Origin of the sequence: Streptosporangium jomthongense, from assembly GCF_042650425.1 — a bacterium.
Lineage (GTDB): Bacteria > Actinomycetota > Actinomycetes > Streptosporangiales > Streptosporangiaceae > Streptosporangium.
This window is the reverse complement of sequence record NZ_JBHSBC010000004.1, coordinates 131,285-156,462: the sequence shown is the minus strand read 5'-3', so window position 1 is coordinate 156,462 and position 25,178 is coordinate 131,285. Positions and strand designations below refer to the sequence as shown.

Sequence of the window (25,178 nt, the reverse complement as noted above, 5' to 3'; positions counted from 1 at the left end):
GCCCCCAAGGCCCCGGCCCCCAAGGCCCCGGCCCCCAAGGCCCCCAGGCTTCGGGCCCCTGGACTCCCGGGCACCAGGCCTCTCAGGGCACCGGGGTTCGCAGGGCGTCGAGGACGAGGGCGGGGGAGTCGGCGAACAGCCGGATCACCCTGGCCCGCTCCCTGCGGCCGAGAGGCCGGACCACGGTGACCGGTTCGGACAGTTCGACGACCACGTTCGTCTGGGAGGAGACCGCGACCCCCAGCCGTCCGTCGGCCACGGTGACGGTGCCCCGCTCGTCGTAGGCGCGCGCCAGCCGTACCGAGGAGATCAGCTCGCGGGGGACGCGCAGGTCGAAGTGGACGCCGTAGCGCACCCGCAGCTCCCCCTCGGTCACCACGTGCGGCCGGGTCGCGCAGGCGGCCCACAGCGCCAGCACCAGCACGACCGCGTACGCGTCGAGCACCAGCACCACCGTCCGCACCCCGGACGGCACGCCGAGCGCCCCCAGCAGCAGCTCGACCGCCACCGTCTCGACGACCGCCGCGAACAGCAGCACCAGCAACATCGAGGACTGCTCCCGGACGTACGGCACCGCGGTCGCCCCCGGCGGCACCCCGTGACGGCGGCGCGTCACCCACAGCAGGAGAGCGGCCACGTTGCGCGCCTCGAACCCGATGAGCCTGCGCACCGGGACCGGCACCAGCTCCCGCACGGCCGTACCCAGCGCCGCGCGCCGACCGGCCCCGCCCCGGCGCGCCGCGCGGAACAGCCGCAGCAGGGTCACCGCCTCCAGCAGCAGCACCGCAACGACGGCCACCTCGACGACCACGAGCACCGGCCCCGGTGGCCGCACTCCCGCCGCGGTCAGAACCACGAGCAGCAACTCGGCGGGAAGTACGGCAAGCAGCGCGGCCCGCGCGACCCTGAACATCAGCCCTCACCCCGCACCACGACACGGGCGCATCCGAACGTCATCTCTCACCTCTCAGCGTGGTCAGCACCAGCCGGAACACCTCGATCTGCGCGGGCGACATCTCCGTGTCCAACGCCCCGGCCATCTCCTCGACCGCGTACGGCCCGGCGAAGGCCCCCGCCAGCTCCCCGGGCAGGTGCGCGGCCAGGTCGGCGGCGAGCACGGCCACCCGGGGGTCGCCGGGGTCGGCGGCGGCCAGCTCGTCCAGCCGCCGGTAGAGAAGCCGCCCCCGGGCCAGCGCCTCCGGCTCGGTCAACGGCCGGATCACGCCGAGCATCCTGTCCCTGGCCTCGGGATCGGTGACGCCGTCGAGCAGGGTCAGCAGCTCCCGGTCGAGTTCGGCGATGCGCGACCCCTCGGCGGGAAGCTCGCGCAGCACCGCCGCCAGGCCGGGGGAGACCGTGGAGTCCGGCCCCAGGTCCTCCTCGGCGAGCAGCGCGGCCAGCCGTTCACGTCTGGCGCCGATCGCCTCCTGCTGCCTGGCGAGGTCGGCGTCCAGCTCCATGAGCGCCTCACGCAGGTCCCCGCCCCGGTCGCCGGGGCCGAGCACGTCACGGATCTCGTCGAGCGAGAGCCCGAGCTCCGTCAGCCGCCGCACCCGGGCCAGGACGACCGCGTCGCGCAGGCCGTACTCCCGGTAGCCGTTGGCCAGCCGTACCGGCTCGGGCAGGAGGCCGAGGTGGTGGTAGTGGCGCACGGTCCGGGTCGAGACCCCGGCCAGCGCGGCGAGTTCACCGATCCGCATGCCCTCATTAGAAACGTTGACGTTACGTCAACGTCAACACGGCTTGACGGGGACACAGGCGAAGAACTGCGCGATGTTGAACCGGCGGACGAACACGGGGGCCGCGACCCGGCTGATCAGCCGGATTCTCCTGATCCGGGTTTCATGGTCGATCTTGACCTTCACGCACCGCAGCCTGACCATGTGGGGTCCGAGAGGTGCGTAGTAGGAGATCGAGACGGCGTCGCGGCCGATCCCCCGGTCGGAGAGGCCGAGCCCGATCTCCCGGTACGGGTGCCTCGACGCCCTCAGGGCGAAGGCGGTCGAGCCGACCGTCGCGTGGTTGGCACCGGTCGGGCAGTGCACCATCAACCGGACGTCGTTACGCTGCCGGGGCCAGGCGGGCAGGATCCGCAGCGAGGTGATGTTCTTCCACGCGGCGGGCAGTTTGCTGGGGTTCCACGAGGCGCTCGGACTCGGGCTCGGAGTCGGCGAGGTGCCGGGGTTCGCCGTGAGGGTGAGTGTCATGCCGCCCATGGCCTCGGCGGAAACCGTAGGGATGATCTGGAAGGGGACGGACGCCCCCGTCACCAGGACGACGACCGCCCCCAATCCCGCGATGGAACGCATCTGCTCTCCTCAAGTCCTTCCGGCGGGCGGGTGGGTGCTCCCACCCGGCGACGGGTCACGGGCGATGGCAGGGAACCACCCGGAGAGCAACGGGGAAGACCGCTCTGACCAGGCTGTTCATCATTATGTCGATCTTCGTCCCCGGGGGAAGGCACCACGCCAGACGGCCGGAGTTCTTGGGAGAGCGCATGGCGGTCGACACGGGTGAGGGAAGAGGTGATCATGGGACGGTTGATCCGGGGGCTTCCCTTCCGTCCTGAATCGGGGAAGCCGAGTCGAGGAGGACGTGTGACCGACATCGCCGACGACATCGCCGACTGGCTGTATCCCACCATCGAGAGTGAGATGAACGGCGCCCAGGTTCTCGCGGCGGACGGTGACCTGCTCAGGACCCTCGGGGAGAAGACCCTCGGCCCCGGGGGCGGGGAGAAGTTCATCGACCACATCTCCGGCAGCTCCCAGGTGAAGCTCAACATCATCCAGCGCTACCGGGCGACCCGTGAGGTCGTCGTCGCCTTCCGGCGGCGGGTCGCCTCGGGTGAGTCCCTGAGCACCGAGGACACGCTGGCGCTCACCCGCGCCACGATCAGGGACGAGACCCTGTCCGAGGTCCTGTCGTATCTCGCGGCCGGCTACTACCTGCGCCCCGGGTTCAGGGAGGAGTGGCGTCCGGCCTCCCAACCCTGAACCCGGGCCGGTTCAGATCATCACGTGGGCCTCGGGGTGGCCGACGAAGGAGAACTGGGCGTTACGGGTCAGTTTGATGTCGTCGGCCTGCCAGGTGTGCATGGCCGCGTCGCCGCTGCGCCAGTACACGAAGTTGAACCGGTCGGCCGAGTAGATCTTGACCCGGTCCTCCTTGAGCCGCCGCACCAGCCGGGTGTCCTCGCCCCGGGTCACGTCCTCGAACCCGTAGTGCTTGAACATCTCGGCCTTGCCGAGGAAGGTGCCGCCCTGCACCAGCCAGCTGTAGCGGTGTTCGAGCCCCGGCAGCCGCAGCATCGTGGTGTTGCTGCCCTCGAAGTAGGCGTAGTGCGCGCCCTTGCCGACGAGTTCGGCGTCGGAGTAGTCGAAGGCCCGCACGAGGTCCGACAGGTAGTGCTCGCCGTACAGGTTGTCGTCGTCCATCTTGGCGATGAGCGAGCCCTCCGCGGCGGAGATGCCCAGGTTCATGCAGGCGCCGAGGGAGAGCGACGGGTCGGCGGGCAGCACGACCACGTCGGAGATCCCGGCGACCCGCGCCTTGTCGGCCACCACGACGGGGTCGATGTCGAGGCCGTGCAGCACCATGACGAGCTGGACGGGCCGGTGGATCTGCTTGGCGACCGAGGAGATGGCGTGTTCGATCTGCGCGGCCCTGTTGGTCGGCAGCACGACCGAGACCGACCGCGACCGCGTCTCGACGGGCTTGCCGAGCACCCGCAGGATCTGGTCGACCCGGTGGGTGAACAGGTGCTTGTCGAAGACCTCCCGCATCGCCATGTGGCCCTGCCTGGCCCGCAGCTCGGGGCTGTTGATCAGGTGGAGCACCTGGTTGTAGGACTCGACGGGCTCACGCGCGATCGGGATCAGCGACCCGAAGGTCTCCTCGATGGCCCGCGACCACCCGGAGACGACGGAGGTCGCGCAGGCCGACAGCTCGAAGACACGGCGGGCGCACATGGTCGGCGAGTCGAGCACCGAGTTGACGTTGAGGAAGACCTTGTACATCTTGTACGCGGCCAGCATCTGGTCGTAGGGCAGTTCGCCCACGATGTGCGGGACGTACTCGGCGGGCCAGGCGTACTTCTCGTCCACGGTGCCGTTGCGGGCGAAGATGTGCAGACCCAGTTCGCGGACGGGGGCGAGTACGGTCTCCATCTGCTCACGCCGCTCGGGGTGCTTGTCGCGGAAGTACATCCCGGCGAACACCACGTCGTGCAGCCTGCCCTGGCGCTCCTGGATGGGGTTGTGCACCCGGGGCTGGGCGGCGAACTGCAGCACGTCCACCCGGTCGTGCCCGAGGACCTCCCGGTAGCGGGGCACCATGTCCCCGTCACAGGTGAAGACGTAGTCGAACAGCTTGGCCGTGTCGATGAAGAACTCGAAGTTCGGCGGGTCCTCCTTGTTCCAGAAGACCGTGGGGACACCCTCCGCCTTGCACCAGTCGATCAGGGCGCGCAACTCGGGCTTGGGCGCGTTGGAACCGGTCATCTGGTAGCGCCAGCGGCCCTGGTTGCCGTGCCAGGCCGACTCGGCGAACAGGATCTCCGGCCTGCGCTCGGCGAAGATCTCCGGCCAGTCGCGCAGCCCGAACTCGATCTGGTCCCACTCGTACTTGAAGGCCATCCTGGAGAAGTCGTCCAGGATCACCGCGACCTTCATGTCGGGCCGGTTGATCGGCCCGGCGGGCCACTTCACCTGGGGCACGTTCACCACGGGCCCCTGCTGGTCGAGCTCCTCGACCACCTCGGACACGGGCCTGGGCGCCTTGGGGCCCTTGCGGGTGGACATGGCCGCCTTCAGCTTGCCGGGCAGCCGGACGACCCCCGACCCCTTGGCCCCGGTCAGCGCCTCGGCCACCCGGTACGGCCGCTGCACCTTCGTGGACTCCAGCTTCCACTGGGCGTAGTCGGCGCGCGCCTCGGCGATGGCCAGCCGCCGTTCCAGGTCGCGGACGCGCTCCTCGAAGCGCTCGACGACCTTGCGCTCCTCGGGAAGCCAGTTGATCGGCCCAAGACGCTGGAACTTCGGCTCTTCGGGGGTCTGCTCAGACTGCTCAGGGGAACTCATGGGAATCGCCTTTACACCGAGGTCGTGCCAGCGTACGGCGTGCGCCGTACCGAAAGGGCGGTTTACAGGGAATTGGGCGGTATGACCTGGCCTGCGGGGGAGAGGTTGCCCCCCTTGAGCCAGGCGGCGATCACCCGGGCGATCCTGGGACCGGCCTTGCCGTCCCAGAGCGGGGGAAGGTCCCCGGACGGCGTCGTGGCGCCCTCGGCCAGCGCGCGGTCCGCGGCGACGGCCAGCTGCGCCGGGGTGACCAGGCGGTTCGTGCCGTGGGTGATGGTGATCGGCCGCTCGGTGTTCGGCCGGACCGTCAGGCACGGCACGCCCAGCATGGTCGTCTCCTCCTGCACCCCGCCCGAGTCGGTGACGACCAGCGAGGCGCCGCGGACCAGCGACAGGAAGTCGACGTAGCCGAGCGGATCGACGATGAGCAGGTTCCCGCCGGTCACCAGCCCCGCGTCGGCCAGCCGCTGCCTGCCCCTGGGGTGGATCGGCACCACGATCGGCAGGCGCGCGCTCACCTCAAGGACGGCGTCGACGAGCTCCTTGGCCGAGGCCGGGTCGTCCACGTTCGCGGGCCGGTGCAGGGTGGCCACGCCGTACCGGCCGGTCAGGCCGAGGCGGGAGCGGATCGGGGCCGGGTCGAGGTGGTCCAGCGCGGAGAACAGGCTGTCGATCATCGGGTTGCCCACCAGGTGGACCCGCGCCGGGTCGACGCCCTCGTTGGACAGGTGGGACAGCGCGTCCGGCGAGGTGGCGAACAGGATGTCGGACAGCGCGTCGGTGACGACCCGGTTGACCTCCTCGGGCATCTCCCGGTCGAAGGAGCGCAGGCCCGCCTCGACGTGCGCGGTCGGCACGTGCAGCTTGGAGCACACGAGGATCGCCGCGAGCGTGGAGTTCACGTCGCCGTAGACGACGACCAGCGTGGGACGGTGCTCAAGCACGACGTCCTCAAGGCCGGTCAGCAGGGCCGCGGTCTGCCGCGCGTGGGAGCCGGAGCCCACCCCGAGGTTGGCGATCGGCTCGGGCAGACCCAGGTCGGCGAAGAACACGTCCGACATCAGCGCGTCGTAGTGCTGACCGGTGTGGATGATGCCCTGCCGCACCCCCAGCTCCGCGAGCCCGCGCACCACCGGGGCCGCCTTCACGAAGTTGGGCCGCGCGCCGAGCACGTGCAGGACGAGGGGATTGTCGGGGTCCGGGGTCGTCCCCGTGGGGGCGTAGTCCCTCATTGACCTCGCCTTTCATGCGGGAGTGGGGCAAACGATGCCTATGGTACGGTCACGGCGTGGTATCCGATGCCAGCACGCCAGACTCCTCAAAGGTTTCCGCGAAGTCGGCCCGTGCCGGGCTGAGCGGCCTGCTGAAGGGGTTCGCCAAGCACCCCGTGATCGTCTCCCGGGTCGTGGCGGCCAAGGTCAAGTCCGATCCGGTGCGTGTGGCCCAGGCCGCCGCCGAGACGCTCCCGCCGAGCCTGCGCCCCGTCGTGGGCCGCTTCGCGTGGCCGGCGGCGCGACAGGCCAGGCTGGTCGTCCGCAAGCTCGGTATGCGCATGGTCAAGGGGCCGTGGGCCGAGGCCAAGGAGCACTTCGACTCGGGCCGGATGAGCGAGGCCGTCGCCGTGCTCCAGGGGCACACCAGGTATCCCTTCATCAAGCGCAGGGCCACCTACTACGCCGGTGAGCTGGGCGCCATCCAGCCCAACCCGATCCCGCCCAAGGACAAGGTCATCGTGGGGGAGCGGGTCGAGGGGCGGGTGCTGCACTGCGTCACCAACGCGCTGCCGTTCACCCAGGCCGGCTACACCGTGCGCACCCACCGCATCGTCACCGCGCAGAAGGCCGCGGGTCTCGACCCGCACGTGGTGACGAGCTGGGGCTGGCCGATGATGCAGGGCCACGCCGACGCGACGCCGTACGAGGAGATCGACGGCATCCCCTACCACCGGCTGATCCCCGACGGCGGTGAGGTGCCCTTCGAGAGCCAGGGCCGCATGATCAGGGGCGCCGGTGAGGTGACCGAGCTGGTCAGGACCCTCAGGCCGCAGATCCTGCACGCCGCGACCGACCACCGCAACGGCTCGGTCGCGCTGGCCGTACGGGAGCGGACCGGCACGCCGATGGTCTACGAGGTCCGCGGCTTCCTTGAGGAGACCTGGGCCTCGCGCGACCCCAAGCGGATCGGCAGCCAGCGGCACGTGCTCCAGCGCGACCGCGAGGCGTTCATCATGCGCTCGGCCGACGCCGTGGTGACGCTGGCGGAGACCATGGCCACCGAGATCGTCGAGCGCGGCGTGCCGAGGGAGAGGATCTTCCTGGCGCCGAACGCGGTCGACGACTCGCTGCTGTCCGCCGAGTACGACGGCGCCGCGTTCCGTTCCGCGTACGGCATCGCCCCCGGCGAGGTCATCATGGGCTCGGTCTCCAGCATCGTGGCCTACGAGGGCTTCGCGACGATGCTGAGCGCCGCGGCGCTGCTGCGCGACCGGGGGACCCCCGTCAAGGTCCTGCTCGTCGGCGACGGCGCCGAACGGCCCGCGCTGCTCGAACAGGTCGAGGAACTCGGCCTCGGCGACGTGGCGATCCTGCCCGGCAGGGTCGGTCCCGACGAGGCGCTGCAGGCCCAGGCGGCCATCGACATCTTCGTCTGCCCCCGCGAGGACCTGCGGGTCTGCCGACTTGTTACACCATTGAAACCTGTCGAGGCGATGGCGCTCGGCAAGCCGGTCGTGCTGAGCGATCTCCCCGCCCTCTCGGAGCTCGTCGGCTCCGACGGCGCCGGGCTTCTCGTCGCCCCGGGCGACCCCGAGGCCCTCGCCGACGCGCTCGCCGCGCTGCGCGACGACCCCGAACGGCGGGCCGAGATGGGGCAGGCGGGACGGGCCGAGGTGGCCGCCAAGCGCACGTGGAGCCGCGTCGCGGAGACGTACCGTGACCTTTACCGATCACTTACCGCTTGATGACCTTCGGAAGACTCCCAGAAAACAACCGGTTTGTGATGCGTTCAATGGCATTAGACGTGGCTCGTTCGGACTTGAGATAGCCTTTGCGACCATGAAGTGTTGTTTCCGGCATCCCAAGGTCACCCGGTGAGCGAGCGCAACGAGCCCGCCGGCGACACTGGCGCCCCCGTGGGCGGGGCCGGCGAAGGAGGCCGAGTGAGCACCTACGACCTGGCCGTCATCGGTCTCGGATATGTCGGCATGCCCCTGGCGAAGGAGGCCGCGGGGGCCGGACTGCGCGTCGTCGGCTTCGAGGTCGACCCCCTGAAGGTGGAGGCCCTCAACGCGGGCCGCTCCTACATCGACGACCTGACGGACGCCGACCTGGAGCACATGCTGGCCGGTGGTTTCACCGCCACCCTGGACGAGTCGGTCCTGGCTGAGAGCGCGACCGTGGTCATCTGCGTGCCGACCCCGCTCGACGAGGACCACCGCCCCGACCTGTCGGCCGTCGAGGGCGCGACCGCGACCGTCGCCCGTAACCTCTCCAGGGGCACCCTGGTCGTCCTTGAGTCGACCACCTGGCCCGGCACCACCGACGAGGTCGCCCGCCCCATCCTTGAGGCCTCCGGCCTCGCCGCGGGCACCGACTTCCACCTCGCCTTCTCGCCCGAGCGCATCGACCCGGGCAACGCCAAGTACGGCATGCGCAACACCCCCAAGGTGGTCGGCGGTTACACGCTCGCCTGCCGGGAGCGCGCGGTCGGGTTCTACTCCCGCTTCGTCGAGCAGGTCGTGCCGGTCAGCGGCACCCGCGAGGCCGAGATGGCCAAGCTGCTGGAGAACACCTACCGGCACGTCAACATCGCCCTCGTCAACGAGATGGCGATCTTCTGCGACGAGCTGGGCGTGGACCTGTGGGAGGCCATCGAGGCCGCCTCGACCAAGCCGTTCGGCTTCCAGAAGTTCCTGCCCGGACCGGGCGTCGGCGGCCACTGCATCCCGGTCGACCCGTCCTACCTCTCCTACACGGTGCGCAAGCTGGGATACCCCTTCCGGTTCGTCGAGCTGGCCCAGGAGATCAACGAGCGGATGCCGGCCTACGTGGTCGCCCGCGTCCAGCGGCTGCTCAACCGGCACAGGAAGGCCGTCAACGGCTCCAAGGTGCTTCTGCTCGGCGTCACCTACAAGCCCGACATCGCCGACGAGCGCGAGACCCCGGCCCTCCCGGTCGCGCGGGCGCTCGTCGAGCTCGGCGCCGACCTGGTCTTCGCCGATCCCTACGTCAAACAGTGGCGGGTCGACGGCGTCGAGGTTCCCCGCGAGGAGGACCTGGCGAAGGCCGTCACGGAGGCGGATGTGACGCTGCTGCTCCAGCAGCACGCCGCCTTCGACCTATCGATCGTCGAGGACCACGGCAGGCTCGTGCTCGACACCCGAGGCGTTCTCGCCGAGGGTGAACGCGTCGAGCGGCTCTAGTAACGAAGGGCTGCGCGCAGTGCACGTGCTCGTCATGACGGTGGTGCATCACCCCGAGGACGCCCGGATTCTGCACCGGCAGATCCGCGCGCTGGTGGACGCCGGTCATGAGGTCACGTATGCCGCGCCGTACACCGCGCGGGGCGTCATGGCCCGGTCGTGGGTGAACGGCGTCGATCTCCCCAGGGCAGCCGAGCGTAAGCGGCTCACCGCCGTGCGCGCCGCCCGCAAGGTCTTCAAGCGCATGCGTGGCCAGGTGGATCTCGCGATCGTGCACGACCCCGAGCTGCTGCTCGCGGTCGTCGGCGTGCGCAACCGGCCCCCGGTGGTCTGGGACGTCCACGAGGACACCCCCGCGACCCTGTCGCTGAAGCCCTGGCTGCCCGCGTTCCTGCGCCCGCCGGTGCGTTTCCTGGCCCGCCTGCTTGAGGGTACGGCCGAGCGCCACCTGCACCTGCTGCTGGCCGAGAGCGCCTACGCGGGCCGCTTCCACAGGACGCACCTGGTGGTGCCGAACGAGACGTGGGTCCCCGACCAGGTGACGGCGCCGGGCGGCGACCGGATCGTCTACCTCGGCTGGTTGTCGGAGGCGCGCGGGGTGCGCGAGGCCATCGAGGTGGCCAGGCTGCTACGGCCGCACCGGGTCGCGGTCGAGCTGATCGGCTACGCCGACCCGCAGTCGCGCCCGATGCTGAACGAGGCGGTCGCCGAGGGCCTGCTCGAATGGCGTGACTTCATGCCGAACGACGAGGCGCTCAAGCGGCTCGACGGCGCGCTGGCCGGGCTCTCGCTGCTGCGTGACGAGCCCAACTACCGGCACTCCATGCCCACGAAGATCGTGGAGTACATGGCGCACGGCATCCCGGTGATCACCACTCCCTCGCCACGGGCGGTCGAGCTGGTCGAACGCTACAACAGCGGTGTCGTCGTGCCGTGGCAGGACCCCAAGGCCGTGGCCCAGGCCGTCGTCTTCCTGCGGGACGACGTCAAGGAGCGGCATGGCCAGGGCGCGCGGGGGTACGCGGCGGCCCGTGCGAACCATCACTGGCCGAACTCGGCACGTCGTTTCGTCTCCCAGCTTGAGGCGTGGGCGGGGGTCAAGAGCTGATCTCCGGCACGGGGAAGCCGTTTATGTCCGCCTGATCGTGAGAACGGTAGTGTCCTGAAAGTGCGCTGGCTGACCGCTTTCCTGGGCCTGGCGATCCTCGCAACCGCCGTCGTGGCGGTCGTGATGGTCCTGCCCCGTGGCGAGAGCGCCTCCACGGCCCAGAGCACACCGTCCACCTCTTCGCAGAGCCCGCCGGACCCGTCGGCCTCCCCCTCGGGCACGCCGTACACCGATCCGTGCGGGACGTTCGACACGGCCGTGCGGTCGCCGTACGCGCTGACCGGCTACTGGCTGATCCCCACGACCGACCACTGCACCTGGCGCAGGCAGTTCACGGCCATCCACGAGGTGGGCGGCGACACCGTGATCCGGATCGGCTGGGGCCTGCAGGCCCGCAGGACCTCCGAGGACGGCCGTGTCCTGGAGAAGGAGGGGAGCAAGGCCGACCCCCGCTACGCCTCCTGCGTCGAGGACGGTGTGCCGTGCGTCGAGGCGGCCGAGCGGGACCTCAAGGCGGCCAACCCGGGCAACCGGGTGAGCTGGACGTTCGTCTACCGGACCGACGAGGCGTTCGGCGACGGGCTGTTCCGCTGCCCGGCCTACGAGCGCCGGATCGTCGCCGGGGACACGGTCTTCTACCGGTTGCTCGCGCCCGACGACGGCACCGACGACCCCAGCTGCGACAACGTCAGGAACAGGGGACGCGGCTACCACCTGATCCTGGTGGCCGCCGCGAAGAAGGACAGCCTCACCGAGCTGCTCGACCTCGGCGACCGGTTCGGGGTGAAGGTCTTCCCGGCGCTGCCGCTGGCCCCGCGTGACCCGGCGCAGAGCACCCGCGCCTCGGAGCGCGGCACCGACACCCTGACCACGCTCACCCGGCGCATCCTGCAGGACTACGGCGACCGCTTCGCGAACCGGACCTCGCTCGGCGGGTTCTACCAGCCGTTCGAGCTGCAACTGCGGGACATGAAGGCCGAGCATCCGACGCTGGCGGTCTACGCCTCCCAGCACCAGATCGTCGAACAGGAGATGCCGGGCAAACCCATCCTGGTCAGTCCCTACCTGGACGCGCGCAAGCGGCTGCCGTTCAGCGCGACGCCCCAGGAGGTGGCCAAGGGCTTCGAGGCGCTGGCCAGGACCGGCGTCGGCATCATCGCGCCGCAGGACAGCCGGGGCACGGGCAAGGTGGGGCTGTTCTGGCCCGACCAGCGGGGCCAGCGGGTGGACGAGCGGCTGAGGTCCGTCGTGGGGGAGACGACCAACGGCGACGCCTACCACGGCTCGACCCGCGACTACTACCGGGAGATGGCGGCGGCCAGGACCAGGATGGTCGAACAGGGCTACGACGTGCAGCTCTGGGCCAACGTCGAGGCGTTCGAGCCGTCGTCGGACGAGCCGTGCGCCGCCAGGACGGGCACCAGGGGGCGCACCGACAAGAAACGGCTCGACACCGCGGTGACCCAGGTCGGCCGGTACGTCTCGAAGATCGTCTCCTACATGTGGAGCGACTTCTTCACCTGCGGTTCGCCGTCCCTGTCCGAGGAGGTCGCCAGGGACGCGGGCAGGCCGATCCCGGTCGACGCCGTCCACCGTCCGCGTGACATCCAGGACGGCGTCGAGATCCGCGGCTACGACATCCCGGTCGGCTCGACGGTGACGATCACCTGGCCCGGTCAGGAGACCCCCGAGGTCACCAAGGTCACCGGGGTCGATCTCGAAGCGCTCCCGGCCGACCTGCCGGAACGCGTCAGGACGGCGTGGTTCCCGTTCAACTGGAACGGCGTGCCGCAGGGGACGTGGGTGCGGATCAAGGTGACCGCGCCCGACGGGCGCGCGGCGGCCGAGTCCTTACACGTTCGCGTGGGCTCCTGAGCGGTGTAACGTGCCTGACATGGTTCCGCGCATCCCCGTCAGCGTGGACCTTGTCGTTCTCACAGTGCGGTGCCAGGAGCTGAGCGCGCTCGTCTGGCGGCGGGACAAGCAGCCCTACGAGGGGCGCTGGGCCCTGTCCGGCGGCTTCATCCACCTCGACGAGGACCTCCCCGCCGCCGCGGAGCGCGTGCTCGCCGAGCGGGCGGGCCTGCCCGGGGCGCCGGTCCACCTGGAGCAGCTGCAGACCTACGGCTATCCCGACCGTGACCCGCGCCAGCGCGTCCTGAGCGTGGCCTACCTCGGCCTGGCCCCCGACCTGCCCGCCTCGACCGAGGCCCACATGAGCTGGCAGCCGGTCTCCTCGCTCAGGGAGATGGCCTTCGACCACCGGCGCATCATGGTCGACGGGATCGAAAGGGCCAGGGGCAAGCTCGAATACACCCCGCTGGGCGCCGCCTTCTGCCCGCCCGAGTTCACGGTCGCCGATCTTCGCCGGGTTTACGAGATCGTCTGGGGTCGCGCGCTCGATCCGCGTAACTTTCACCGGAAGGTCACCAAGGCGGAGGGCTTCCTGGTGCCGACGGGCCGTACGACCACCCGTGACGGGGGCCGTCCGGCCAAGCTGTACCGCAGGGGACCTGCGGTTTTCCTGCATCCCCCGATGCTGCGCTCCCTGAAGGAGTAGGTCCGGAGACAGTCCCCACGGGGAAGGCTTCCGACGCATCGAATCTCAAGGGATGAAAACCATTCCCTCGTTATAGACATGAAAATGGTTATCGCTTACGCTATTTCCACACTGAGAGGTTAAGAACGCAAAATCTTGAAATTTCAGGATGTCGTCGGGGTTGTTCCGCGACGATTGTCCTGGTGGTCTCGGCGACCGTGAACCCGGCACCGGACGGCGACGGCTCACCCGGCGAACGGCCATGCCTCCTCACCGTCAGGTGGTGGGGGCGGAGGCCGGGCCGGGGCGGGAACCGTCCGGACGCGTGACGCCCTTCCTAGGCACGGAACAGGCTTTTCTCAAGACAGGAGAGTGCTGATGGCGCGGCGGACACTTGCGCCCGGCGTGGAGATCTTCTCGGTGACGACCGGGACGGTACGGCAGGCGGCGGGCACGACGGGACGTTCCGAGACCGAGCCCCGCGGGCGACTGCGGGCCGGGGCGGGCAACGGCCACGCGGAACGCCGCGCGGGCCGGGCCGTACCCGAGGAGTCCGCGAAGGTGACGGTGCTGCGGACCGCCGCGGGCGAGTTCCTCCCCGTCCAGCAGGAGATCGGCGGAGACCTCGACCAGCTCGACCCGGGAACGCTGCGGACCTTCGAGGACCGTGGGCTGCTGGTCGAGCGTGAACCCCGCTCCTGGCCGGGTCCCGTCGCCGTGGTCGGCGGCGGAGCCATCGCGCTCGCGCTGTCCGAACTGCTCGCGCGGATCGGCGCCGAGGTCCACCGGGTGCCGACCCCGGACGCCGCCCTCGGCTGCGCCGCCGTCAGCTGGTGCCAGGACGACCACCCGCCCGCCGAGTGGGCCAAGGCCGACGTCCTGCTCACCGAACGCTCGATCGCCTGGCAGCGCTGCTCGGTCGAGGGCGCGACCGCGGTGCTCGAACCCATCTCCTCGGGCCCCGAGGACCTCACCCACTCCGACGTCAGGGCCAGGCGGCTGGCCGCCTCCGCCACTCCCGGGCACCTGCAGGCCTACTGGAGCAGCGAGCGCCGCAGAGGGCCCTCCCCGGTCGGCCCCGCCGAGGCCTGGTTCGTCGCGGCGCTGCTCGCCGCCGACCTGGAGGCCTGGGCCGCCCGCCGTACGGTGTCACGGGGGTTGAGGCTGGTCGACCTGATCAGCCTGACCGTGACGGAACAGCCGATCCTCCCGCTGTCGGTGGTCTCCTCAGGGGACGCCTGACCGCGAAACGCCCATGGACAGGCGCCGGGTCCCCGGGGGGGTGGAACCGGCGTCTACCGGCCGGCGACCGGACATCCCACGTCCGGTCGCCGGCCGGACATCTTTCACCCGTTCGGCTCGGAGACCTGCTCGGAGGCCTCCGCTCCGGCATTCCAGGAGGATGCCCCATCCGCCTGCTCCTCATAAAGTAAGGTCATGCCTCGTTTCCGTGCGATTCTGGACACCGTGCCCCCCTATCGGGCGGGCAAGGCCGTGGTGTCAGCCGACGGCCGGTCCTTCAAGCTGTCCTCGAACGAATCCCCCTACGGTCCGCTTCCCTCCGTGGTCGAGGCGATCTCCAAGGCGGCCGCCCAGGCTCATCTGTACCCCGACCCCGGGGTGGGCGCGCTGACCAACGCGCTGGCGGAGCGCTACGACGTGCCCGCGGAGCACGTCGCGGTCGGCGCGGGCTCGGTGACGCTGCTGCAGCAGCTCTTCGAGACCGTGGGCGAGCCGGGGGCCGAGGTGATCTACGCCTGGCGGTCGTTCGAGGCCTACCCGCTGATGGCCGACCTGTCGGGTTCCACCTCGGTGCGGGTCCCGCTGGCCGACGAGACGCACCACCTCGACGCCATGGCCGAGGCGATCACCCCGCAGACCCGCATGATCTTCGTCTGCAACCCGAACAACCCCACCGGCACGGTCGTGCGCTCGGCCGAGCTGGCGGCCTTCCTCGACCGGGTCCCCGAGGACGTGCTGGTCATCCTCGACGAGGCATACCGCGAGTACGTCAGGGACACCGACGTCACCGACGGTCTCACGATCTACCGCGACCGGCCCAACGTGGCCGTGCTGCGCACCTTCTCCAAGGCGTACGGCCTGGCCGGGCTGCGGGTCGGCTACCTGATCGGCAACGAGCCCGTCGCCGCGGCCGTCCGCAAGACCGTGGTGCCCTTCGCGGTCAACCACCTCGCCCAGGTGGCCGCGGTCGCCTCGCTTGAGGCCGAGGCCGAGCTGCTCGAACGGGTCGAGACCGTGGTCAAGGAGCGCGACCGGGTCCGTGACACGCTGATCTCCCAGGGGTGGACGGTGCCGGTCACCGAGGCCAACTTCGTCTGGCTGCGCCTGGACGGGCGCACCCTTGAGTTCGCCGGGGCCTGCGCGGCCGAGGGCGTCGCCGTGCGTCCCTTCGAGGGTGAGGGCGCCCGCGTCTCCATCGGCTCCCCCGAGGCCAACGACACCTTCCTGGCCGTCGCGGAGGCCTTCCTGAAGGGCTGACGCACCCGGGGCCCTGGGGGAAGTCCCCTGGGGTGTCCCAGGGCTCCCACGGGGCTCTCAGGCCCCTGTGGTCCCTTTTGCAGGAACCCGTCCCTACGCGGGGGCGGGTTCCTTCTCTGTCACGACCGGCGCCTTCCTGCGTTCGGTCGAGACCACCAGCGCCACACCGACGACGATCACCAGGCCCGCGACGACCATCGAGCCGGTGACCACCTCGCTCAGGATGAGTCCGCCAAGGACGACCGCGACGACGGGGTTGACGTAGGCGTAGGTCGAGACGAGGGAGATGGGGGCGTTGCCCAGCAGCCACGCGTAGGCGGTGAAGCCGACCAGCGAGCCCATCACGATGAGGTAGGCGAGCCCGATCCAGGAGCGCCCGGAGACGGCCGCGAGGTTCAGGTGCTCGCCCGACGCCGTGCCGACCAGCGTCAGTCCGACGCCGCCCACGAGCATCTCGACCGTGCTGGCCGCGAAGGGGTCGGCGGGCATCGGGATGCGCGAGGACAGGAACGAGCCCACCGACCACGAGATCGAGGCCAGCAGGATGATCGTGATCGCCGTGCCGTTCGACGAGCCGCTCGCCCCGGTCAGGGAGAGCACCGCGACACCGGCGAACCCGACGAGCACCCCGGCCAGGGTCAGCGCCCGGGGCCTGTCCCGCGCGACGACGCGCAGGATCACCAGCCACAGCGGCACGGAGGCGACCAGCAGCGCGGCCAGGCCGCTGGAGATGTGCTGTTCGGCCAGCGCGACCAGGCCGTTGCCCGCGGTCAGCAGCAGCACGCCGACCAGTGCGGCGCCGCCGAACTGCTTGGCCGTCATCCTGAAGGGGCCCGGTCCCTTCAGCAGCAGAATGACCAGGCTGAGAATCACCGCGGCGGAGGTGAAGCGCATCGCTCCGCTGAGCAGCGGGGGAAGCGTCTCGATGACCACCCGGATGGCGAGATAGGTGGAACCCCAGACCACGTAGACGATCGCCAGCGCGCCCCAGACGAGGAGAGACGTGCGTCTGTCAGCAGCGTCATAAGCCATAGCTCCTGACAATATCCCCTTATATGGAGAAACCTCTCGCGGATTTCAGTCCTTGAGACGACCCTCCCGAGCCTCGGAAACAGCAAGCGCCGTCACCCCCCGGATGTCCTCGCGGACCCGGAGGGTGACGGCGCGGCGGCCCCGGGGTATGGGCCGTGCTGCAGTACGGCGCAGGCCCCGGAGCCACGGACACACGAAGGTCGCGGCCCAGACCGCGACAGGGGCCCCGGCGGAGGCTGCGACCTCAACGGTCTCAGTGGCCTCGGCGGAGCCCGGACAGCCCTTCTCCGCCCCGGAAGCCCCAGGGGTCTCCGAAGTCCTGGCAGGGACTCCGGTGGGGACTTCGTGGGAGGCGTCGAAGGGAGCCTCGACAGCCGCGGCAGCGAACCCGGCGGCCTCGGCGGTCTCGGCGGACCTCAGCGGGTTCCCAGCTTCTCCACGATCAGCCGGTAGAGCTGGCGTGGACGACCGGGCTGCGGAGTGCGGTTCGGCGGAAGCGGCCACGCGAGCCCCTCGTCGACCAGCGTGCGCAGCAACCGCCGTGCCGTACGCGGGGTGACGCCGAGCATCTTGCCCGCGCCCTCCGCGTCCACCACGGTGTCCCCGCCCTCCAGCTTGGCGGCCAGCCGTGCCAGCACCTCCACGCCCTTGGGCTTCAGCGGTCCGCCGCCCTGCGGAGGCATCCTGGGCGCCGGGATGAGCGCCCTGCCCTCCCGGTCGACGGCGAAGCCCTGGGCCTGCTTGCCCGCCTGCGTGCGCGCCAGGGCGGCCCTGGCGTGCGACTCGGCGTCATGCGTCGTACGGCCCATGCCGACCCCGACCTCGACCGCCAGCCCCAGCTCGTCACGCACCCGGGCCGCGAAGGGCAGCACCCGGAAGCCCTCGGTCGCCGTGGCGACCGAGCCGCGTGTCGCGGTGACCATGTAGCTGTGGTCGTCGACCGCGGTCACCGAGGCGTTGATGCGGTTCGCCTCCTGCACCAGCAGCCTGTGCAGCGACAGCCTCAGCTCGTCACGCCAGTAGCGCGGCGCGGCCCTGCGGACCGGCTCGCGGAGCGTGGGAACCTCGACCAGCACCACCGTGAGCTGAGACTCCTCCAGCCTGTGGTGCGCCCCGAGCAGCGCCGCGGTGTGCAGCGCCGTACGGACCGCGGCGGAGGTGGGGCGGATCCTGACCACCGGAACCCCGGCCGTCTGCAGCCGGTCGGCGACGGCGGGCAGGCAGGTGAGCGCCCCGCTGGTGTTCCCCTGGCGCGCCAGGCGCTCGTGGAAGGACGCGATCGTGCCGGTGGCTCCCGGCTCGTCGCGGCTGTGCACGTCCCCGGCGGGCAGCCCGAGGTCGGCGTAGGCCTCCTCGATGTCGGCCCGTCCGAGCACGTCGATGCTGACCCTCCTGGGGTCGATCCGCTCGTCCAACGCTGCCCTGGCCAACGCGGCGATCAGTGCCGCGCCGCCGAGCTGGACATACGTCGCGGGCATCGTCAGCACCCCCGATCGTCTGGCCAGGTCGTAGGGAACCGGGCTGGCGAACAGACAGGCGTCGACTCCCGCCCCGAGGCGGGTCACCTTGTCGGCCGCCTCCTGTTCGTCCCGGTACGCAGCGGCCACCAGGCGGCACGGCAGAGGTGCCGCCGCATGTCCCATAAGCATCACTCTTTCTACGAGGTCATGGGGGCCCACCACACCGATAGTGAGGTCCGGTGTCATGGCACCCGGGCGTGACACTCGTGGAGTTTCTTCGGCCCGCTCGACCAATGTTCGTCCCATCCTGCCGTCCCTGTTGATTCGGCTCTCTTTTGGAACGATCGCTTGCGAGGGCCGTAATGTCACGCCCGTTTAGAGGTCAATTCTTGGAGGAACCCACGGTCTAAACCCTGACTGACAGTGTTTACACAGGTCAGAGCGCTTTTTGGGAGACTGAAACCGGTTGATTATCAGGCAGAAATCTCTCGGTGGACATCCGCGCCCAGCGCCTGCATACGCTCGGCCAGATAAGAGTGGCCCCGGTCGATGAGATATCCTGACCCGATCACGGTCTCTCCCTGGGCCGCCAGACCGGCCAGGACCAGGGCGATGCCGGAGCGCAGGTCATGGGCGGTGACGTCGGTTCCGGTGAGCGGAGTGGCGCCCCGGACGACGGCGCTGTTCTCCTTCACTTCGATGTCGGCGCCCATTTTGTTCAGTTCTGCGGCCAATGCGAACCGACCGTCGAAAATCCGTTCGTGGATGTAGCTCGCGCCGTCCGCGAGACAGGCGACCGTCATGATCGGCGACTGCAGATCGGTGGCGAAGCCGGGGTAGGTGTCGGTGATCACGTTGATCGGGCGCAGCGGGCGGTCCCTGCGCACGTGCAGCACGGCGCCGTGGTCGGCGAACTCCACCCCCATCTGCTCCAGCTTGTAACGGACGACACCGAGGTGGTCCAGGTCGGCGCCGACCAGGTTGACCTCGCCGCCGGTGATCGCGGCGGCCATGGCGAACACGCCGGCGTCGAGCCGGTCGGGCATCACGGTGTGCTCGACGGCCTGCAGCTCGTCGACGCCCTCGACGGTGATGAAGCCGGTCCCGCCGCCGCTGATCCGCGCGCCCATCCTGGTCAGCATCTCGATCACGTCGAGGACCTCGGGCTCAAGGGCCGCGTTCTCGATCACGGTCGTGCCGCGCCCGAGGACGCCCGCCATGATCAGGTTCTCGGTGCCGGTGTGCGAGGGGGTGTCGAGGTACAGCGTGGCGCCGGTGAAGCCCGCCGTCTTGACGTGGATGACGGCGTCGCCCTCGTCCACGACCGCGCCGAGCCGCTTGTAGCCCAGGTAGTGGAAGTCGAGGTTGCGACTGCCCAGGTTGCAGCCGCCGACCCCCTCGATGACGGCCTCGCCGAGGCGGTGCAGCAGCGCCGGGACGAACAGCACCGAGCCGCGGAACCGGCGGGCGATCTCGGCGGGCAGCACGGGGCTGCTCAGCGTCGAGGCGTCGATCACCAGCGTGCGTTCGGCCTCGTGGAGCTCGACCTTGGCGCCGACGGCCTCGGCCAGCTCGACCGCGCGGCGGACGTCCTCGATGATGGGGACGTTGCGCAGCACGGTACGGCCTCTGGGCGCCAGGAGGGCCGCGCCGATCATGGGAAGCACGGCGTTCTTGGCGCCCTGGATGAAGGCGGTTCCACGGAGGGGATTGCCACCGCGCACGCGGTAACGGACCATGCTTCATGCTCCTTGGGGGTGGGGGACGATATTCGTACGACATGGGGGGCGGTGGCCGGAAGGCGTCGGCCAACACTAGCCGTTGGATGCCCCTGAACCTGCTATTTCGTGGGGAAACCGGACCCGGTCAGCGGACTGACCAGAAGCTTCCGCGCGAAAGTCTCGACGGTTCCCACATGACAATTTCCACTCGGCCGTGAAAGCTCCAGCGGTTCGTGTGCCCCGCCGGGCGGACCGTGCGACGCCTGCGTCACCGGCCAGAGTTTATTCACGCGGTACGGGTGCCCCTGCCCGAGGGGGTCAGCGGGGAGGCGGCCGTCAGCAGGGTGTCGGCCCGCTGGTCCACGAAGCGGGTCACGACCTGCTGGCCGTACCCGAAGACCATGGCCCAGACCAGGATCGCAGGCTGGGAGCCGAGCCCGGACATGCCCGGGACGAACCCGGAGTTCAGGATCAGCAGCCCGAGCACGGCCGTCGCCACCCCGGCGGGCGCCTTGAGCAGGGTCTGGGCGACCGCCAGCGAGTAACGCGTGGACAGGTCGGCGCGGGTGGACAGCGAGGCCGCGCTGGACAGCGCCGCGCCCAGCACGCCGACCAGGGCGACGAGCGGGACGTCGCCGTGACCGGGCCGGTGGCCGCCGGTCGGGCAGATCTGGGCGGGCATCAGGCCCTGGGCCTGGACCACCGACTGGTTGCCGCACATCGGTACCGCGTCCGGCCAGATGGCGCCGACCGCCACCAGGCCGAACACGATCACCGACAGCATGAGGACCCCGCCGAGCAGCAGGTTGCGGAAGCTGCGGACCCGGCCGCTCTCCATCGCCTGCGCGGTGTAGGCCGCCCGCAGCACCGACTGCATCAGCGGCCGGTCACCCTCGCCCAGGTCTCCGGCGGCGATCCTGGCCTGCAACTGGACCAGCCTGGGGTCGTCTCCGGGCAGGTAGGCCCTGCCGATCGCGAGGACCTCGGTCGCCCGGCCGCACAGCTCGGGCGTCGGCAGCACGCCGTACAGCATCACGGTCGCGCTGTTGACGTTCGACCAGGCGCCCTCGACGGCGTGACCGGTCAGCCAGCGGCGCAGGCCGTGCCTGCTCCTGGCGTAGGACTCGGCGCGGGCCAGGTGCGTGCCGATGCCCTCGCCCGCCGAGGCGGACGAGCCCGTGCGCTCGCACGCGGTCAGCGCGCGCTCGGCGTCGGCCCTGATCTCCTCGCTGCGGGTCGCCACGTACACGCGCCAGATGCCGGGCCAGCGCAGGACGCCGGTGTCGCCGATCCGTTCCGGGGAGACTGCGTCGAGCGACATCGTTCCTCCGTTGGGCGCGGGCCGTGGGGGATCGGGCCGGGAGTGTTCCCGGCCCTCGGGGTGTGCCGATTCGACGGTACGTCCCCGTGCCCCGGGACGCCGGGCCTTCGCGGAGCCGGGGCTCAGAGGCCCTGGACCGCGATGTCCGTACGGTGGTGCGAGCCGCGCATCCGGATGCGGCCGACCGCCTGGTAGGCGGCCTCGCGGGCGGCGGCGACGTCGGCTCCGGTGCCGACCACGCTGAGCACCCGCCCGCCCGCCGACAGGACACGGTCGCCGTCGGCGGCGGTCCCGGCGTGCAGCACGTAGGCGTCGTCCGCCACCTCGGAGAGCCCCTCGATGACATCGCCCTTGACCGGGTCCGCGGGGTAGTTCTCCGCCGCGACGACCACGGTCACCGCCGCGCCCTCGTGCCAGGCGAGCGGACCGAACCGGTCGAGCGTGCCGTTCGCGCAGGCCAGCAGCAGGCCGGCGAGCGGCGTCGCGAGCCGGTCGAGCACGACCTGGGTCTCCGGGTCGCCGAACCGCGCGTTGAACTCGATCACCTTCGGGCCGTCCTTGGTGAGCGCGAGCCCGACGAAGAGCACCCCCGTGTACGGCGTGCCGCGTTCGGCCAGCTCGGCCACGGTCGGCAGGACGGTCTCGGCCATCACCCGGTCGGTCAGGTCGGCGGGTGCCCAGGTCAGCGGCGTGTAGGCGCCCATGCCGCCGGTGTTGGGGCCCTTGTCGCCGTCGTAGGCGCGCTTGTGGTCCTGGGCGGGCAGCAGCGGCACGGCCGTCGAGCCGTCGCAGAGCGCGAACAGCGAGACCTCGGGGCCGTCGAGGAACTCCTCGATGACGACCCGTCCGCACGCCGCCGCGTGCCCGAGCGCCTCCTCGCGGTCGTCGGTGACCACGACGCCCTTGCCCGCCGCGAGCCCGTCGTCCTTGACCACGTACGGCGCGCCGAACGCGTCGAGCGCCGCGGCGGCCTCCTCGGGCGTCTCACAGGTGTGGGAGCGCGCGGTCGGCACGCCCGCCGAGGCCATGACGTCCTTGGCGAAGGCCTTGGAACCCTCGATCCTGGCCGCCTCGGCCGAGGGGCCGAAGCACGGGATGCCCGCCTTCCTGACCGCGTCGGCGACCCCGGCGACCAGCGGCGCCTCGGGGCCGATCACGACCAGGTCGGCCCGCAGGTCCTCCGCGAGCCCGGCGACGGCCCCGGGGTCGGTCGGGGTGACCGGGTGGAGGGTCGCGATCCGCGCGATCCCCGGGTTTCCCGGAGCACAGTGGACCTCGGTGACCTGGGGGTCCGTCGCCAGAGACCGGCACAGGGCATGCTCGCGCCCGCCGGATCCAATCACAAGAATGCGCACTCGGGAGAGCTTATCCGCCGGGCATGGGACGACTGTCCACAGGCTGTGGACAAGGTGTTCGACCGCGTACCGCCCGGGGTTGACGAACTTCCGCGTGTCGATCTTCTCTGTGACATATCCTGATGAAAGAGCTGATCTAGCTGTAAACGGGACATGAATTTCGTTGGGTTCCGCATGATCGCCCCTTGTGACCGAGGGTATCCTGGGAGTCCGCCCCCAAGCATGTGCTAAGTTTGGGCGGCTTTGGCGTGTCTGATGCTGATTGGAGGTGGTTGGGGATGACCTCTGGCGATCCCAGCAGTACGTGCTCGCGCACACGTGCTGTGCGCACTCTCGACCACTCCACACCGGTGTCCGACCGGCTGCGCACGCATTCTCTTTGAGTTGAGGTGACACAACGTCGCGTGCGATCAGTGCCGGTTCGGGCGGGAAGGCCTGACATGCGCTCTTCGCTTCTGTTCCCCCGCATCAAGCACGTACGTGCCGTTCGTACCCCGCGTCCCAGCCTCTCGGCTGCCGACCGTGCGAACTCCCCCTGTGTCCCGCCGAGCGACTCGCTCGTCGAGTACGCCGCCTACGTCAACGGCAAGAAGATCGACGCCCTGGGCATCGTCGACGCCCTCGAACTCGTCCGCGAGCACAACGCCGCGCAGGAGAAGGGCAACGCCTTCGTCTGGGTCGGCCTGCACGAACCCGACGCCCCCGAGGTCGAGTGGCTGGCAGAGGTCTTCGCCCTGCACCCCCTCGCCGTCGAGGACGCCGTCAAGGCTCATCAGCGTCCGAAGGTCGAGCGGTACGGCGACTCGCTGTTCGTCGTCCTGAAGACCGTCGCCTACCTCGACCACGACGAACTCACCGCGACCAGCGAGATCATCGGCACCGGCGAGATCATGGCCTTCGTCGGCCCCGACTTCGTGGTCACCGTACGGCACGGCACGCACTGTCCGCTGACCGAGGTGCGCCAGCGCCTTGAGGACAAGCCCAAGCTCCTCAGCAGGGGCCCGACCGGCGTGCTGCACGCCATCGCCGACCACGTCGTCGACAAGTACCTCACCGTGGCCGACCTCATGCAGACCGAGCTCGAAGACGTCGAGGCCATGGTCTTCGCCGAGGTCAGCGCCCGCGACATCGGCCGGATCTACAACCTCAAGCGCGAGATGATCGAGATGAAGCGGTCGGTGACCCCGCTGCAGTCACCGCTCGCCACGCTCGCCCAGCGCCGGATGATCCCCTCGGAGATGCGCGAGTACTTCCGTGACGTCGTCGACCACCTCGCCCGCGTCTGCGAGCAGGTCGAGTCGTCCAACGAACTGTGCAACTCGGTCCTGCAGGCCGCGCTGGCCCGCTCGAACGCCCTCGCCAACGAGGACATGCGCAAGATCTCCTCGTGGGTGGCCATCATGGCCGTCCCCACGATGATCGCCGGGATCTACGGCATGAACTTCAAGCACATGCCCGAGCTTGAGTCCGTCTTCGGCTACCCGCTCGTGATCTGCGTCATGGTGATCGTCTGCACGCTGCTCTACCGGGGGTTCCGCCGCAACGGCTGGCTGTGACGTCAGCCGACCGGCGCGCGCATCGGGGAGAGCGGGGCGGCCAACGGCAGGCCCCGCTCGGCCCACAGCACGCGCATCCGGTCGGGATAGTCGGTGACGACCCCGGCGACCCCCAGGTCGAGCAGCACCGCGGCCCTGGCCGGGTCGTTGACGGTCCAGGCGACCACCGGAAGCCCGGCCCTGGCCGCGTCGGACATCAACTCCTCGTCGAGCAGCACGTGGTCGGGCGAGAGCACCGTTCCCCCCGCCGCCAGCGCGGCGGCCGGAAGGTCGCCGCAGAAGTCGTCGAGATCGAGCCCGCCGAACCACGCCGGGTCCATCGTCGCCCGCTCGACCAGCGCATAACAGGGCGTCGCCGGGACCAGGGAGCGGGCGACGCCGAGAATCCGCCAGTCGAAGCTGAGGATCGCCGCCCCGCCGAGCCTGCCGTGCAGGTCCAACTCGGCGACGACCAACTCGGTCAGCTCACGCGGGTCGGCACTCAGGTCGGGCCGCGTCGGATCGGACTTCAGCTCGACGTGCAACCGCACCCGGTCGGCCCCGTAGGCGTTCACCAGGGCCAGCACGGCGCTCAGCGTCGGCATACGGGTGTCGGGAACCGGCACCTGGGTGGCGACGAACCGGTCACCCGAGACGAGCGGCAGCCGTACACCGCATTCGAGGGTGCGTAACTGTGCCAGCGTCAGATTCCCGACGGGCCTGCCCACGTAGGGGAACAGCGGGTCGCCGGGGAAGGCGGGGTAGCGGTCGGCGCTGGTGACCGCGGAGACCGTCAGGTCGTGGGTCAGCACCAGGCGCCGGTCGGCCGTCAGCGCGACGTCGAACTCAAGCGCGTCGACACCCAGCTCCAGGGCGTGGGCGAGGCCGGGCAACGTGTTCTCTGGCCGGAGGCCGCGGGCTCCCCGGTGGCCATGGATCTCGGCATGCACACAGGGGACCTTACAGACCCCGGACCCCGATTCCACAGCGCGGCTCGCCCCCTGTTTCCATCGCGCGTCAACCTTGTCACCGCATGTGGTTCGCAAAATCCTCACCAGTGGACAACCAAGGCGGCGCAGCGGATCGGGCCCGGTACGCGTTCCTAGG

Annotated in this window: 20 protein-coding genes; 9 read left to right on the top strand and 11 right to left on the bottom strand. The window is 70.3% G+C overall.

Annotated elements, in window-relative coordinates:
• Nucleotides 1-82: 82 nt before the first annotated feature.
• Genes ACFOYY_RS06885 through ACFOYY_RS06875 form a run of 3 tightly spaced genes read right to left on the bottom strand, consistent with a single transcriptional unit; the run spans nt 83 to nt 2,309 of the window.
• The gene (locus ACFOYY_RS06885; RefSeq protein WP_386188700.1) at nt 83-913 is read right to left on the bottom strand and encodes a hypothetical protein; all 831 of its coding nucleotides are present in this window, start codon (nt 911-913) and stop codon (nt 83-85) included.
• A gap of 40 nt (nt 914-953) precedes the next feature.
• Nucleotides 954-1,700 carry a MerR family transcriptional regulator gene (locus tag ACFOYY_RS06880; RefSeq protein WP_386188698.1) on the bottom strand — a complete coding sequence of 249 codons (747 nt, stop codon included), beginning with the start codon at nt 1,698-1,700 and terminating at the stop codon, nt 954-956.
• A gap of 33 nt (nt 1,701-1,733) precedes the next feature.
• Nucleotides 1,734-2,309: a hypothetical protein gene (locus ACFOYY_RS06875; protein ID WP_386188696.1), complete on the bottom strand. Its 576-nt coding sequence runs from the start codon at nt 2,307-2,309 to the stop codon at nt 1,734-1,736.
• 288 nt (nt 2,310-2,597) lie between these two features.
• On the opposite strand from ACFOYY_RS06875, the gene ACFOYY_RS06870 reads away from it, so the two are divergent.
• Complete coding sequence (locus tag ACFOYY_RS06870; protein WP_352011155.1) at nt 2,598-2,996, top strand: hypothetical protein; 399 nt, start codon at nt 2,598-2,600, stop codon at nt 2,994-2,996.
• A 12-nt stretch (nt 2,997-3,008) separates the two neighbouring features.
• Here ACFOYY_RS06870 and ACFOYY_RS06865 read toward each other — a convergent pair whose 3' ends face one another.
• Both ACFOYY_RS06865 and wecB read right to left on the bottom strand, forming a co-directional pair.
• The gene (locus ACFOYY_RS06865) at nt 3,009-5,081 is read right to left on the bottom strand and encodes a glycosyltransferase family protein (RefSeq protein WP_386188694.1); all 2,073 of its coding nucleotides are present in this window, start codon (nt 5,079-5,081) and stop codon (nt 3,009-3,011) included.
• A gap of 62 nt (nt 5,082-5,143) precedes the next feature.
• The gene (wecB, locus tag ACFOYY_RS06860) at nt 5,144-6,313 is read right to left on the bottom strand and encodes a non-hydrolyzing UDP-N-acetylglucosamine 2-epimerase (protein WP_362912264.1); all 1,170 of its coding nucleotides are present in this window, start codon (nt 6,311-6,313) and stop codon (nt 5,144-5,146) included.
• A gap of 56 nt (nt 6,314-6,369) precedes the next feature.
• On the opposite strand from wecB, the gene ACFOYY_RS06855 reads away from it, so the two are divergent.
• The 7 genes from ACFOYY_RS06855 (at nt 6,370) to hisC (ending at nt 15,647) form a co-directional block, all read left to right on the top strand.
• Complete coding sequence (locus ACFOYY_RS06855) at nt 6,370-8,040, top strand: glycosyltransferase family 4 protein (protein WP_362912266.1); 1,671 nt, start codon at nt 6,370-6,372, stop codon at nt 8,038-8,040.
• A gap of 198 nt (nt 8,041-8,238) precedes the next feature.
• The gene (locus tag ACFOYY_RS06850) at nt 8,239-9,501 is read left to right on the top strand and encodes a nucleotide sugar dehydrogenase (RefSeq protein ID WP_362912268.1); all 1,263 of its coding nucleotides are present in this window, start codon (nt 8,239-8,241) and stop codon (nt 9,499-9,501) included.
• Between the two features lie 19 nt (nt 9,502-9,520).
• Complete coding sequence (locus ACFOYY_RS06845; RefSeq protein WP_352011150.1) at nt 9,521-10,609, top strand: glycosyltransferase; 1,089 nt, start codon at nt 9,521-9,523, stop codon at nt 10,607-10,609.
• 60 nt (nt 10,610-10,669) lie between these two features.
• Entirely contained in the window at nt 10,670-12,484 is a 1,815-nt protein-coding gene (locus ACFOYY_RS06840) for a DUF4434 domain-containing protein (RefSeq protein WP_386188690.1), read from the top strand.
• Between the two features lie 19 nt (nt 12,485-12,503).
• Complete coding sequence (locus ACFOYY_RS06835) at nt 12,504-13,169, top strand: NUDIX hydrolase (protein ID WP_352011148.1); 666 nt, start codon at nt 12,504-12,506, stop codon at nt 13,167-13,169.
• A gap of 357 nt (nt 13,170-13,526) precedes the next feature.
• A complete protein-coding gene (locus tag ACFOYY_RS06830; protein ID WP_386188688.1) occupies nt 13,527-14,390 on the top strand; it encodes a hypothetical protein in 864 nt (287 codons plus the stop codon).
• A 195-nt stretch (nt 14,391-14,585) separates the two neighbouring features.
• Nucleotides 14,586-15,647 (top strand): histidinol-phosphate transaminase, encoded by a 1,062-nt coding sequence (hisC, locus tag ACFOYY_RS06825; RefSeq protein WP_362912272.1) that lies wholly within the window; start codon nt 14,586-14,588, stop codon nt 15,645-15,647.
• Nucleotides 15,648-15,740: 93 nt separating this feature from the next.
• Here hisC and ACFOYY_RS06820 read toward each other — a convergent pair whose 3' ends face one another.
• From ACFOYY_RS06820 to purD, 5 genes are all read right to left on the bottom strand, one after another.
• Complete coding sequence (locus ACFOYY_RS06820) at nt 15,741-16,679, bottom strand: EamA family transporter (RefSeq protein ID WP_386188686.1); 939 nt, start codon at nt 16,677-16,679, stop codon at nt 15,741-15,743.
• Nucleotides 16,680-17,095: 416 nt separating this feature from the next.
• Nucleotides 17,096-18,385: a GTP cyclohydrolase IIa gene (locus tag ACFOYY_RS06815; protein ID WP_352011144.1), complete on the bottom strand. Its 1,290-nt coding sequence runs from the start codon at nt 18,383-18,385 to the stop codon at nt 17,096-17,098.
• A gap of 227 nt (nt 18,386-18,612) precedes the next feature.
• Nucleotides 18,613-19,878 carry a UDP-N-acetylglucosamine 1-carboxyvinyltransferase gene (murA, locus tag ACFOYY_RS06810; RefSeq protein ID WP_352011143.1) on the bottom strand — a complete coding sequence of 422 codons (1,266 nt, stop codon included), beginning with the start codon at nt 19,876-19,878 and terminating at the stop codon, nt 18,613-18,615.
• A 268-nt stretch (nt 19,879-20,146) separates the two neighbouring features.
• Nucleotides 20,147-21,181 carry a hypothetical protein gene (locus ACFOYY_RS06805; RefSeq protein ID WP_352011142.1) on the bottom strand — a complete coding sequence of 345 codons (1,035 nt, stop codon included), beginning with the start codon at nt 21,179-21,181 and terminating at the stop codon, nt 20,147-20,149.
• A 122-nt stretch (nt 21,182-21,303) separates the two neighbouring features.
• On the bottom strand, nt 21,304-22,536 hold the full coding sequence (gene purD / locus ACFOYY_RS06800; protein ID WP_386188684.1) for a phosphoribosylamine--glycine ligase: 1,233 nt from the start codon (nt 22,534-22,536) through the stop codon (nt 21,304-21,306).
• 440 nt (nt 22,537-22,976) lie between these two features.
• Between purD and corA the strand changes: the two genes are divergently transcribed.
• The gene (gene corA / locus ACFOYY_RS06795) at nt 22,977-24,092 is read left to right on the top strand and encodes a magnesium/cobalt transporter CorA (RefSeq protein WP_352011140.1); all 1,116 of its coding nucleotides are present in this window, start codon (nt 22,977-22,979) and stop codon (nt 24,090-24,092) included.
• Nucleotides 24,093-24,094: 2 nt separating this feature from the next.
• Here corA and ACFOYY_RS06790 read toward each other — a convergent pair whose 3' ends face one another.
• Nucleotides 24,095-25,021, bottom strand: coding sequence for a glycerophosphodiester phosphodiesterase family protein (locus ACFOYY_RS06790; protein ID WP_386188682.1), 927 nt, complete (start codon nt 25,019-25,021; stop codon nt 24,095-24,097).
• Between the last annotated feature and the right edge of the window lie 157 nt (nt 25,022-25,178).

Excerpts from the sequence above, each read along its gene's own strand:
- ACFOYY_RS06865 (WP_386188694.1), bottom strand. The coding sequence starts at position 5,081 with ATGAGTTCCCCTGAGCAGTCTGAGCAGACCCCCGAAGAGCCGAAGTTC.
- hisC (WP_362912272.1), top strand. The coding sequence starts at position 14,586 with ATGCCTCGTTTCCGTGCGATTCTGGACACCGTGCCCCCCTATCGGGCG.
- wecB (WP_362912264.1), bottom strand. The coding sequence starts at position 6,313 with ATGAGGGACTACGCCCCCACGGGGACGACCCCGGACCCCGACAATCCC.
- ACFOYY_RS06885 (WP_386188700.1), bottom strand. The coding sequence starts at position 913 with ATGTTCAGGGTCGCGCGGGCCGCGCTGCTTGCCGTACTTCCCGCCGAG.
- ACFOYY_RS06875 (WP_386188696.1), bottom strand. The coding sequence starts at position 2,309 with ATGCGTTCCATCGCGGGATTGGGGGCGGTCGTCGTCCTGGTGACGGGG.
- ACFOYY_RS06880 (WP_386188698.1), bottom strand. The coding sequence starts at position 1,700 with ATGCGGATCGGTGAACTCGCCGCGCTGGCCGGGGTCTCGACCCGGACC.
- ACFOYY_RS06830 (WP_386188688.1), top strand. The coding sequence starts at position 13,527 with ATGGCGCGGCGGACACTTGCGCCCGGCGTGGAGATCTTCTCGGTGACG.
- ACFOYY_RS06805 (WP_352011142.1), bottom strand. The coding sequence starts at position 21,181 with ATGTCGCTCGACGCAGTCTCCCCGGAACGGATCGGCGACACCGGCGTC.
- ACFOYY_RS06820 (WP_386188686.1), bottom strand. The coding sequence starts at position 16,679 with ATGGCTTATGACGCTGCTGACAGACGCACGTCTCTCCTCGTCTGGGGC.
- ACFOYY_RS06815 (WP_352011144.1), bottom strand. The coding sequence starts at position 18,385 with ATGACACCGGACCTCACTATCGGTGTGGTGGGCCCCCATGACCTCGTA.
- ACFOYY_RS06835 (WP_352011148.1), top strand. The coding sequence starts at position 12,504 with ATGGTTCCGCGCATCCCCGTCAGCGTGGACCTTGTCGTTCTCACAGTG.
- murA (WP_352011143.1), bottom strand. The coding sequence starts at position 19,878 with ATGGTCCGTTACCGCGTGCGCGGTGGCAATCCCCTCCGTGGAACCGCC.
- corA (WP_352011140.1), top strand. The coding sequence starts at position 22,977 with ATGCGCTCTTCGCTTCTGTTCCCCCGCATCAAGCACGTACGTGCCGTT.